Here is an 849-nt window from a genome sequence, read left to right as displayed (position 1 = left end):
CTCGCCGACAACGGGTACGCGGCCACGTCATCGGCACCCGTCAGCGCGGACGGCAGTTTCACCGTCGCCGCCCGGGTCCGGGTGGCCGCCGAGTCGGACACCACCGACCAGACCCTGTTCGCGCTCACGGGAACCAAGACCAACCGCTTCCTGGTCCGCTACACGAAGTACACCGCGGACAACCCGTACGGGCACTGGGAGCTGGTGGTGCCGGGCAGCGACAACACGACGGCCACGGCACTGACCATCCCCGACGACCAGGCGGGAGACCCGACGCTGGACGGCGGCCAGCACATCGCCGTGGTCTATGACGGCCTCACCAAGCGACTGCGCCTCTACGTCGACGGGCAGCTCGCCGACGCCGACAACGCTTCCAAGCACAAGATCGGTTACTGGGCGGCCGGCGGCGGGCTCCAGATCGGCCGTGCCAAGTCCGGTACCGGTTGGGCCGATCACCTCAGCGGCGAGGTCGACGACATCCGGATCTACACCGGGGCCGCCGATGCGGTCGCGGTCGGCTGGATGGCCGAACGACTGGCACAGCCGGACCTGTGACAGAGGCTTCCGGCCGGGCGCACGCGTCCGGCCGGAACCACGGCTGTCGGTTCCGAAACACCCCACGTCTCCTCGACGTAGCCCCCATCTTCGCTCCTCACCCTGCGGAGTTCCTGTATGCCTGCTGCCAGATCCCTTCTCATCGGCCGCCGTCTGCGCGGCCGGGCCGCGGTCGTGGCCGCCGTGACCTCTCTCGCTCTGACGATCGGTACGATCCAGGCCGTGGCGTTCCCCGAGCGGGAGGACACCTCTGGTCCCGCCGTTCAGGCACTCGGCGACCCGGTCGAGGGCAAG

General features: G+C 69.6%; 1 protein-coding gene. It reads left to right on the top strand.

The window, feature by feature from the left end:
- The coding region (locus I8N67_RS41750; protein ID WP_200309607.1) for a LamG-like jellyroll fold domain-containing protein at positions 1-555 on the top strand (555 nt) is incomplete at its 5' end.
- Between the last annotated feature and the right edge of the window lie 294 nt (positions 556-849).

Source organism: Streptomyces adelaidensis (assembly GCF_016598475.1).
Classification (GTDB): Bacteria; Actinomycetota; Actinomycetes; order Streptomycetales; family Streptomycetaceae; genus Streptomyces; species Streptomyces adelaidensis.
The sequence above is the reverse complement of the archived record's forward strand: the minus strand, read 5'-3'. Positions and strand labels throughout refer to the sequence as shown.